Genomic DNA, 10,881 nt, shown 5'->3' on the forward strand with positions numbered 1-10,881 from the left:
GTTCACTCAGTCAGCCCGTAGGCGACGCGAATGCCCCGCTGGGTGCCGGGGCCAAAGTCGCCGTCAATGGTGCCAGAGTAGAATGCGTTGTCGGCAAGAACCGATTGCAAAGCCTTGCGCGTATCGGCTTTGAACATGGTGGGTTGGTCACGCAGCAACTCGAACACCTGGGCGGAACCGGACCGCAACGCTTGGTAAAGATACCCTGCGGCGGCCTGACTGCCCTTGTCGGGGACAAGACCGTCATCAATCAGTGCGGCATAGTTGAACATCGCCTGCGGATGGCGCAGGTCGGCGGCACGTTCAAAGAACCCAAGCGCGCGGTCAGGATCGCGCGGGATACCGAGCCCGCCTTGGAAGTACAAAAACCCCAGATCGTTGATTGCATCGGGAAAGTCAGCCGCGGCTGAGGCATGGTAGAGGGCGACGGCCTTTTCAATGTCCTGCTCAACGCCCAGACCAATCTCATATAGCTGTGCCAACTCGAACTGTGCCTCGGCAGAGTTTGCATCAGCAGCTTGTGATAACAGCATCGCTGCCTCTTGCGGGTTATAGCGGTCGTCCTGTGCATTCAAACGCATATAGGCCAGCCCGACCATAGAGCGTGTGTCGCCTTCATCGGCGAGTGCGGCCAGCTTGGTTTCCTGATCAGGGCGGATATCGGCCCAGGCGATGCGCATATCGGCATTGGTGACCAAGCTGTCATCATCGCCTGGTCCCGCGATGTAGAATGGCTTGCCGGGAAGTGATCCGTAGGTGTGGGGTTCTTGCTGATTTTGTGTCGCTGATAGCACTTGGTCGCGGACCTGTCGGAACATCAGGCTGATTTCCAACTGAGGCTGAGTCAGGTTGTTCATCAGGGCTGTGGCAAAGGGGCTGTTATTGCCTGCACCATCCAATGCCACTTCGCCATCACGGGCGGCGAAAGCCACCAAGGTTCCGCGATCAGGGGCAGGGGGTGCCAGACCGCCGCGGACGGCACTGCGGGTGGGTTCCAGTGATGTACCGGTATCGGCGTTGGCAACCAAATCAAGCGCGTCACCAAAGGGATCGTCACGGCAGGAATCCAAAATGACGATCCGCATCTTGCGTGCGCCGTCGACGGCTTCCAACAGGTAATCCAGCGATAACGCCTGACGCTGCACGTCCCGGTTTGAGGTCACATTGGCATCAATCGGGATCAGGAAATTTTCGCCCTGCACCTCAACCCCGTGTCCGGCAAAGTAGATCAACGCCAGATCGGCGGTCTCTGCCCGGAAAGAGAATTCATCAACCCCCGCTCGAAACTCTTCTCCGGAGGCATCCAGCAGCGTCGTCACCTCAAACCCGATCTCGGCCAGCGTTTCCGACACACCGATGGCATCGTTGATGGTATTGTCCAGCGTGACGACCGTTTCATATTCGGCCATGCCGATGACAAGTGCGACGCGTTCGCTGGCGTGGCTGAATTGGGCAAAGAACAAAAAGAAACACAGAACTAACTGGCGCATTGTGATCATCCTTACGGGAATCATGCAGGCGTAGCGCTAGTATAGCGCTGGATGGCCCGACCGCGAAATGCAGGCCGGGCCTTGTAAGAGGGCTGTGGATGCCGAGGCATCAAAGCGAGCGTAACAGCACTTTGTTTGAGCCGACGGCCTGCGCGATCTGTTCGTAATGCACCCGTCGCGCCGCCGAATTGGCAGCAGAGCGCAGAAGGATTGTTTCAGCCTCTTCGATAATCGCGATAGCTGCGGCATTGGTCTGCGCGAGGGTGTCGGTCCGCACCGGTGTCAGGGGGCTGTTGGACTGCGTACCATCGGGACCTGTGCTGCGAATGACGCCGGTGGGCAGGTCCGGGCTGGCATTTTCGCGTGCCAAAGCCCGCAGTTTGCGCGCGGCCTGCTCAATGGCGCCTCTTGCTTCGGCATAGTCGCCGGTTTGCGGCATGTCGCGCGCGATTTGTTCCAGCGCATCGCCAAGACAGTCGATGCCGTATTCCGCACTTGGTGCGCGGCGACAGAAGTCTTGTGCTGACTGGATGTCAAAGCGGATGGCGTCAGTCGCCTCGGCACTCACGGCAACACTGGTCACCGTGCCAGTTGGCGCAAAGACCGGTGCATCCACACCAACGGGTGGCGGCACAAAGACAGGCGGCGGCGGTGGGAGTTGTCCCTCGGTTGTCCCCGCATGAGCGAAGCCAGACAGATTAAGCTGCATCACGACAGCGGCTGAGAGGACGGTTTTGAAAGTAAATGTTGTCAATGTCTTATCTCCACTGTCCGGCATCAATAAACCAGCTAAGACCAAGCGAGATTTGTTGTCTGTCTGTCTCGTTCAGCGCGTCCGCGACGGCTAGTGTCACGGTCAGGTTCTCAATCGCACCGATCTTGAAACCGGTGCCAAGTTCGATCCATTCGCCATTCCATGCGGCACTCATACCAAGGTTGCGCGACAGGCCTATCCCGGCACCAAAAAAGACGCCCGGCTCAGTTGCCAGATCGCTGACATGGGTGCCAGCACCTACGGTGGCAATGGTCGGATAGCTGCTATTGCCAGCCTGCATGCTGCTAAAACGGGTCAGCATCACAGATGCGGCTTCATCAACATCCTCGGCCGCACCAGAGCCAGCGATCCGATCAATCGCAAAACCAATGTAAGTGGGCGCAGCGGCCGATTGCAGCCTTGTTGCGGTCTTCAGTCCGAAGTAGCTGAAGCTATCAAACGTATCCGTTTCAGAGTTGGCCGTGGCTGTGAATTGTAACCCAAATCCGTTATTTGCATCGCCCAGTCCAAATCCGAGAGATGCTGCGACGTCTTCTTCGGAATCGTCACCTTCAAGGTTGAAGGATTGAGAGACGCCGCCAAACAAGATCCCGCTGGGTGCCACGGTGGCTGAATGAATGCCCAGTAGTGTCACGAATTTACTGTCAGGCGATGCGCTGCTTTCTGCGCCTTGGCCTAAAACCGGCCCAGATATCAGCCCTGCGGCTGCCAATGATGCAAGAAATGGCCTTGAAAATAGGCGGGCGCACCAGACCCTTTTATGGTCAGTTCGTTCCATGTGATCGTTTCCAAATCAAAAATACTATAGGTAACCGGGCGCCGGGAAATCAGGTAGGTGGCGCCCGCATATTCGTTATATACTGCTCAAAACCGTAGCCGTTGACGAACATTACGTCAACTTTGTGGCGCTGTTAGCTCAGCGCTTGGAACTCGACTCTGCGGTTTTCGTCGGCACGTGGATTGGCCTCGTTGATCGGAAAACGTTCTCCCAAACCAAGAGTGCTGAGCCGGTTTGCCGCGATGTTACAACTGCCGACCAGATAGCGTGCGACTTCTTCTGCCCGCAGTCGCGACAACTGTTCGTTGTAGTCATCCGACCCGGAGGTATCCGTGTGACCGACGATCTGAAACATGTCGATGTCACTGTCACGCATCACCGTGCACATCTGGTCCAGGGTCGGTTTCTGATCATCTTCGATAGAAGCGGAATCGAAAGCGAATTTTACAAAAAGATTGACCTGTAAGTCCGGGTCCAGCCTTCCAAAAGTCACTGTTGTCGCAGTTTCTGGTGCCAAAGGTGATGTGCGTGCCACATCGGTATCGGTTTCAGTCGTTAGCGGGGCAAGTTCGGTCCCGGCAACAGGATTATCGGGTGTCTCAACCTCTGTAACGCTGGCGGGCTCAACGTCGTCGACCGTCAAAAGCGTCAGGCCACGGGTTTTGACTGTGCCTTCCTCGCGCAGCTCGGTAAAAGCGTCGCGCTGCGCTTGAAACCGCAACAGGATTTCGTTGTTGTCGATGTCTTGGGCATAAGCGGGCACGGTCGTGGTGATAAAAAGTAATGTCGTGAAGAAAGAAAATTTTTGCATAACAGTCCCCAAAGGAAAAACATTAGGACAAGCTATATTATTACGATAAACTGCCAATTATTGCAACGCTTGCCATGCGTGGTCAGTACATAATGGGCTATTTCAACCTACGCGGTCTGGGCATTGTCGCCTGTATTCTGGCCGCAGTGCGATGACTTCAGGTTTTTTTCCGCATTCGCTGCGGTTTTCCGGTGCGGGTTACACACACACGGGTCGGGTGCGGACGCGCAACGAAGATGCCATCTTACTTGATCCCTCGGGTCAGTTGTGGGTTGTCGCCGATGGCATGGGTGGGCACGGCCAGGGTGATGTTGCCGCCGCAATGGTGGTTGATGGTCTGGCAACGCTTGCCGATGGCGATGAGCCCGAAGCGATCCTCGCTGCGCAGATCCAGCACATCAACGCCGATATCTATGCCCTTGCCACACAGAACGGTAGTACGATGGGCGCTACGCTCGTGGCCGCCTTTCTGCAAGACGGGGTGTCCTATCTGGCGTGGGTAGGGGACAGCCGCATCTATCTTTGGCGCGATGGCGCGCTGCGCCAGCTTTCGCATGATCATTCCCGTGTGCAAGAATTAATGGATCAAGGGCTGATCGGTGAAGCCGAAGCCCGCAACCATCCAGACCGCCATGTCATTACCCGCGCTATGGGGGTGGCTCCTGCTGTCGATGCCGATTTTGCGACCTTACCGCTACGCGCAGATGATCGGATCATGTTGTGCAGCGACGGTTTGACCACCTGTGTCACTGATACGGCGATTGCCGACATACTCGGCGGCACCCATGGCGATCCGCAAACGACGGCTGCCGCGCTTGTGCGTGCTGCGCTGGATGCCGGTGCGCCGGACAATGTGTCAGTCATTGTCATCGCTGCGACAGAGGACTGAGGCCATGCGCGACACTGGATTTGTGGGACCATTGATCATTGCCATTGGACTTGTGATGGGTGGTCTGGTCTTTGCGATTGTCACTGTGCTGTTCCAGGTCGAGGATGGCGGCGCGCTGGTGCGGTTAAACCGGGCCGAGGTGGAGTTGCGTGCTGCACGCGCAGGTCAGGCCGTGGCAGAAGATGCGCTGAAGCAGGCGCAGGACGAAATCGCCGGTTTGCGCGCAGCGTTAGAGGCGGCACCCACGACGCCCATGTCTCCCGCAATTGGACCCAGTAGTCTTGATGCCGTCGATGTGCTGGCCGATCATGACGATACCGTTGAATTGACCGAGGAAATGACGCTGGCCCGTGATCGGTTCAACAATGGCGTCACCCAGCCCGGCAACCGCGTGATGCTTGAGGTGCTGGGCCAGCCGCGCGCGCAATATGGCACAACCTGTCAAAGCGTGACCAATCCCAATTTGCGCGCCATGCTGGAAACGCGCCAAATCGGTCCGATCCGGGTGACGATGATCAAACCTGCGCTCGACTCGCTGGAACGCATCATGGGCCGTTTGCAAGAGACTGAGCCGGATATTTACGCATCTATCGGAACCGCGGGTGCGCTTTGTGTGCGGCTGATCCGGGGCTCAAGCTCTTCCATTTCCAATCATAGTTGGGGCACCGCGGTTGATATCAAGCTCGAAGGTCGTTTGGACGGGTTTGGCGACGGCAGCACCCAGTTCGGTTTGCTGATCATTGCCGAGCTATTCAATGAAGAGGGCTGGTTCTGGGGGGCGACCTATTCGCGCGAGGACTCGATGCATTTTGAGGTTGGTGTCGAAACGCTCCGCGCCTGGGCCGATGCCGGGCAGATTTGATGGCCGAGCCGGGCGAACATAGCGTTTTTCGCGCACAGGCGACGGACCTTGAAGATTTTCTTGCCCACCTTGGCGCGCAAGATATTTCTGATCCGCGCCGTTTGGCAGATGAGCTGGCCGTGCGTCTGCGCCGCTTTGCCCAACACTGCCAGGCGCAGGGTCTGCCGTCCGTTCAGGTGCGGCCTGCGCGGTTGGCGCTGGCCACGCTGGCCGATCAAACAGTGCGCGTGCGGCGCGGTATTGATTTGAAAGCATGGTCGGGGTTGGCCCGTCAGAGCCTTTTCGACGGGCGCGATATGAGCAAGCAAGAGGTCGCGGGCTTTGCTGAGATCGCCAAGGCGCAGGGTAAGGATTATGCCGATCTCTCAGCGTTTCTGGATTACTGCCTGCGGCGCATGTCGGACGCACGCGGGCTGCGTTCTCGGCCACAACGCGCGCGGGGCATGGGTGCACTGGCCGCGGTGCTTGCGTTCCTGATCGTCGGACTGGCGTCTTATGTGGCTTTCTTGGAGGCGCGCTTTCATCGGCAGGCGTTTGAGGCTTACGCCGCCTTTGAACAGGACCTCATGGCGCAAAGCAGTGGACAGAGCGATCAGGTAGTGGGTGTGCTGAATACGCTATCTGACGATCTGACCCATGTGCGCGGAGCAGTGGCGCAGGCCCCATTGCGCGGAATGATGACGCTGCCCTTTGCCGATGCCTTCAGTCAGTCGCAGGCGCGTTATCAACGTGCCGTCAGTCAAACAGCGTCACCCTTGCTAAGCGAGGCGATCGGGCTTGCGCTGGCAACCGAAGGGCAGGGGCTGGCGCTTTACGACACGCTGCGGGCGCATGGCATTCTGACAGGTCTGACCGCGTGGGAGCCTGACTTTCTGGCCGGTTGGGTGGCCGCACGCGAAGAGGCGTTTGGATTACATGGCTTCGCCGCCCATGTGGCGCTGATCCCCGGACCGATCACTGATTTGCCGCCACCTGACCCACTGGTCATGGCGCAGGCTCGCGAATTTGCCGCCGAAACGGCAGAGGCAGATCGCGCATGGCTTGAAATGCTGCGCGCACCAGAGATCGCAGGGCTCGCCGTTTGGGATGCGCAAGGTGCAGTGCCAAGGCTGGGTCAAGTGGCGTTGCGTCGGTCTGGCACACCGTTACAAGTGCCGGGCCTATACACCATCGCCGGTTGGGAGGTAGCCCGCGATGTCGCGGCGGGTGTCGCGGTGCAAAAGACCCGCGATTTGGCGATGCCGCTTTTTGGGCAAGAGCTGCCACGGCAGAACGACACGCCGGATTTGGTGATGGCGCGCCAACAACGCGAAACCGTCGCGGTGTGGCAGGACTGGCTGGCTGACTTGCGTGTTATCCCCTTTGATCAACCTGAGACGGCGATCATCGTGTCAGGCACGCTGTCGCAATCACGCTCGCCCCTTCCTGCGCTTTTGGAAGAGGTCTGGTTGCAGGTCGGTGGGCAGGATCGTGGGCGTCCGCGTCCGTTGCAACAGGAGGTTGCGCGTGCCTTTGGCCCAACGATCCAATATGTTGAACAAGGCCGCATGGAGGAAATTGCCGCACTTTTTGCCAGCGTGAACGTTGCACTCAGCACGCGCGACCTTGATCAGGCGCGCGGCAACGACGCGATCATGAGCGTTGCCACCCGGGCAAAATCAATTCAGTCGTTGCGCGCCGCCCCTAGGGTGGTGGCTTTGTTGGTTGAAGACACGCTCGCCCAGATCAGCGGGGGCAACGCCATTGACAACCCGCTTGCACGGGCATGGGTGCAGGTCCATGTGCAATGTCAGCAGACGCTGGCCGGGCGTTTCCCCTTTGGTGAGGGTCCACCTGCGACCGCCGCCGCAGTTACGCAGACGCTGGGGCCTACGGGAACGATCCCTTTGTTCTTTCGTCAGTTTGCCGCTCCCAATCTGGATATGGACATGCGGCCTTGGCGCTGGAAGACCGAAGCGCGTTTTGCAGGGCTGTCGCCCGAAAGTGCCACGTTTCTTGAGCAGGCGATGACAGTCAGTGCCGGGCTTTTCGGGGGTGGCAATCTGGGCGCGGAGCTGACCGTCGCCACATTGGCAGAGAGAGGGCAGGCCACGCTGTCACTGGGCGGGGTGGCGGCACCGGTGCGCGCCAACGCAGCGCCAACTGCGCTGACTTGGCCCGGCCCTGCGGCAGAGCAAGGCATTGCTTTGCAGTTTTCAGGTGCGGCCCCCAGCCCCTCATTGACCCGCACCGGTACCTGGGGGTTCCTGCGGTTGCTGGATGATCTCCGCCTGCGCCCCCGTGATGATGGCCAGCGGTTCCTTGTCGACATGCGCGATGAGGTTGGGCGGCTGTTTATTGACCTCAGCTTTGCCGATCCGGTCAACCCGATCTCGGTCCGCCCACTCATGCAATCACTGCAGTGTCCGGCGCAATTATAAAGGAAACCTGACGTCTGCGCCAATTTACGTTATGCTGGCGTCATATCGCGGCAATTTCAGCCGTCCGAATGATGATTTGGAGAAAGCGATCTAAAATATGCCTAAAGGACGCGAATTTACCGTCACCACGCCACTTGGACCCGACACGTTGCTGTTTTCGCGCATGTCGGGATATGACGAAGTCGGCGGCTGTTTTGCCTTCGATGTCGATATGGTCAGCGAAGATATTGATATCGCAGCTGCCGATCTTTTGGGGCAGGGGATTACCTTGCGCATCGGCCATGAAGACGCAGAACCGGTGTTCCTGCATGGGCTGGTTGACCGGCTGAGTATGACAGAGGTGTCAGGCAAATGGGTCGGCTACCGCGCACAGTTGCGCCCTTGGCTTTGGTTCTTGTCGAAATCGACTGACAATCGCATTTTCCAGAACCTTTCGATTGTGGAAATTATTGAAGAGGTGTTTGGGGCCTATCCCGCCGCGAAGTTCGAAAACCGCCTGCAAAGCACCTATGATCCGATCCCATACTGCGTGCAGTATGGCGAAAGTGACCTCGATTTCCTGATGCGCTGGATGGAGCATGAGGGGATTTTCACGTTTTTCGAGTTTGAAGAAGGCGCGCATACGCTGATCCTTGTCGATACGCTCAGCGCGCTGGAACCGGCTGACGGTCAGGCAGAGATCGCCTTTGCGCCTGATCTGCCCCCGACCTATGACAACCGCGATTTTATTACGCAGTGGACATGGGATGCGCAGGTCACAACAGGTGAGTTCGCGCACACGGATTATGATTTCACCAAACCTGCTGCCGATCTGATGGGCAAATCCGTCAATCCCGGTGAGCATGATCTGGGTGATCTGGAGGACTATCACTATCCGGGCACATATACCGCGCTTGATCGTGGTGACGCGTTGGCTTTGGTGCGGATGCAGGCGTTGAAATCACCCTTTGCCCGTGCGTCTGCGCAGGCCACCGTACGCGGCATCCATAGCGGCAATCTGTTCACGATGACAGATTTCTGGCGCGAGGCTGAAAATGCCGAATATGCCATCCTGCGTGCCGAATATGAGCTTTGGGATGGGCAATACAGCGCGCACGCCAGCCAGATTGAAGAAGGGTTTCAGATCCATCTGGCGCTTACCCCGACGACCGAAGAATACCGCCCGCCGCGCCGCACACCCAAACCGGTCATGCGTGGCCCGCAGACTGCCGTGGTGGTTGGCCCTGCTGGAGAGGAGATTTTTACCGATGAATATGCCCGTGTGAAGGTGCAATTCCATTGGGACAGGCTTGGGGCGAGCGATGAAAATTCATCTTGTTTCGTGCGGGTCAGTTCGGTCTGGGCAGGCTCTGGCTATGGGTTTATCCAAATCCCCCGGATCGGGCAGGAGGTTATCGTCGATTTCCTCGAAGGCGACCCTGATCAGCCGATCATCACGGGCCGGGTCTATAATGCCGCCCAAATGCCGCCTTACGGTCTGCCCGGCAGTGCGACGCAATCGGGATGGAAATCCGACAGCTCACTTGGTGGCGGCGGTTTCAACGAGCTGCGGTTCGAGGATAAGGCCGGGTCGGAAGAGGTCTATTTCCAAGCCCAGAAAGACTACAATGAGCTGATCAAAAATGATGAAAGTCGTTTGATCCAGCATGACTTTTCAGAGCGTGTTGACAATAACGCCACCCAATCCATCGGTGTGGACCGGGCAGAGGATGTGGGGAACAACAAGACCACAGATATCGGGGTGGACCGTACCGTCACCATCGGTAGCAACGATACTGAAAGTGTCGGCAGCAACAGGTCGCTTTCGGTTGGTGTTGATGAGACGATTGATATTGGATCAAACAGTAGTGAAAGTATCGGGGCCAATCACACACAATCCGTGGGGGCCAACCAGACGATCACCGTCACGGTCGCACGCAGTGACAATGTCGGTGGTGCCGAAAGCCGCGTTGTCGGTGCGGCACAATCACAGGCCGTGGGCGCTGCGCGTACTGTCACTGTGGGTGCAGCTCAAAGTCATACCATCGGGGCCAATAACTCCTGGACCATTGCAAGCAATGAAAGCCAGACGATTGGGGGCAATCGAACCGAAGACGTCAGCGGCAATGAAACGATCAACCTTGGCGGTGATCAGAGCTGGACGGGCGCGGGTGCACGGCTGGTCAAGGTCGGCAAAGGCCAAATCCATGATGTGGCCGAGGACGTCGGGGTGAAGGCAGGCAAAGCTATGGTATTGGAGGCCGCCGACAGTATTGTGTTGAAATGCGGATCAGCCGTGATGACCCTAAAGAAGGACGGCACCATCACGGTGGCAGGCAAAGACATCAGCTTTGATGCATCGGGCAAGTTCAACATCAAGGCGGATGGTGAGATCACGATGAAGGGCAGCAAGATCAATCAGAACTGAAGGAGGCAAGCGCGTGTGCGAGTGGCTGCGGCGTCTCACCTTGCCTCCACAGCGCATCCGCGCGCTGCGGGTCGCCCGTGGTTTCATGCGGCGGGGGCGGTAGGGTCTGCACAAGCGTGTCGGCTTCTGTCGCATCGCTGATACCCTCGCCCAACATCTCGGCCACGAGGTCACACCATTCATCGACAAGTGCCATGTCTTGTCCGGTGTCCCGTGCCAATGCGACAATCGGAAAGATCCGCCCACGCTTGTCGCGGCTGGTCATAATGACGGCAAAGATGGATGTGCCGCCAAGCGTCAGACGCGCACGTAACCCTCCCGCAGGCAGCGCCTGCTGACCGATGTAGCGGGTGATCCAGTGGTCCAGCGCACGGCGCAGGGGGGCAGAGACGTCGCGGCAAATGAAGTCACCATGCGCCGGCAGTTTTCCAAACAGGCCCGGATGCATC

At 58.1% G+C, this 10,881-nt stretch carries 9 protein-coding genes; 4 read left to right on the forward strand and 5 right to left on the reverse strand.

Translation table 11 applies throughout. The features are described 5' to 3' along the window. Positions 1–2 precede the first annotated feature (2 nt). From MWU60_RS00970 to MWU60_RS00985, 4 genes are all read right to left on the reverse strand, one after another. Positions 3–1,490, reverse strand: a complete 1,488-nt coding sequence (locus MWU60_RS00970; RefSeq protein WP_247225175.1) for a caspase family protein — start codon at positions 1,488–1,490, stop codon at positions 3–5. Positions 1,491–1,599: 109 nt separating this feature from the next. After that, positions 1,600–2,244 (reverse strand): hypothetical protein, encoded by a 645-nt coding sequence (locus tag MWU60_RS00975; protein WP_247225176.1) that lies wholly within the window; start codon positions 2,242–2,244, stop codon positions 1,600–1,602. A 4-nt stretch (positions 2,245–2,248) separates the two neighbouring features. After that, positions 2,249–3,043, reverse strand: a complete 795-nt coding sequence (locus MWU60_RS00980) for a hypothetical protein (protein ID WP_247225177.1) — start codon at positions 3,041–3,043, stop codon at positions 2,249–2,251. Between the two features lie 133 nt (positions 3,044–3,176). After that, entirely contained in the window at positions 3,177–3,854 is a 678-nt protein-coding gene (locus tag MWU60_RS00985) for an OmpA family protein (protein WP_247225178.1), read from the reverse strand. Between the two features lie 151 nt (positions 3,855–4,005). Here MWU60_RS00985 and MWU60_RS00990 point away from each other — a divergent pair, with 151 nt between their 5' ends. From MWU60_RS00990 to tssI, 4 genes are all read left to right on the forward strand, one after another. Then, positions 4,006–4,743, forward strand: a complete 738-nt coding sequence (locus MWU60_RS00990) for a PP2C family serine/threonine-protein phosphatase (RefSeq protein WP_247225179.1) — start codon at positions 4,006–4,008, stop codon at positions 4,741–4,743. 4 nt (positions 4,744–4,747) lie between these two features. After that, positions 4,748–5,605 carry a M15 family metallopeptidase gene (locus MWU60_RS00995; RefSeq protein WP_247225180.1) on the forward strand — a complete coding sequence of 286 codons (858 nt, stop codon included), beginning with the start codon at positions 4,748–4,750 and terminating at the stop codon, positions 5,603–5,605. Then, the gene (locus MWU60_RS01000; RefSeq protein ID WP_247225181.1) at positions 5,605–8,025 is read left to right on the forward strand and encodes an ImcF-related family protein; all 2,421 of its coding nucleotides are present in this window, start codon (positions 5,605–5,607) and stop codon (positions 8,023–8,025) included. Before MWU60_RS00995 ends, MWU60_RS01000 begins: the two co-directional genes overlap by 1 nt. A gap of 97 nt (positions 8,026–8,122) precedes the next feature. Next, positions 8,123–10,432 carry a type VI secretion system tip protein VgrG gene (tssI, locus tag MWU60_RS01005; RefSeq protein ID WP_247225182.1) on the forward strand — a complete coding sequence of 770 codons (2,310 nt, stop codon included), beginning with the start codon at positions 8,123–8,125 and terminating at the stop codon, positions 10,430–10,432. Here tssI and MWU60_RS01010 read toward each other — a convergent pair. Next, complete coding sequence (locus MWU60_RS01010) at positions 10,419–10,880, reverse strand: TagF domain-containing protein (RefSeq protein WP_247225183.1); 462 nt, start codon at positions 10,878–10,880, stop codon at positions 10,419–10,421. The genes tssI and MWU60_RS01010 overlap by 14 nt on opposite strands. Position 10,881 lies beyond the last annotated feature (1 nt).

The sequence above is a fragment of the Yoonia sp. F2084L genome, from assembly GCF_023015625.1.
In the GTDB taxonomy this organism is placed as follows: Bacteria; Pseudomonadota; Alphaproteobacteria; order Rhodobacterales; family Rhodobacteraceae; genus Yoonia.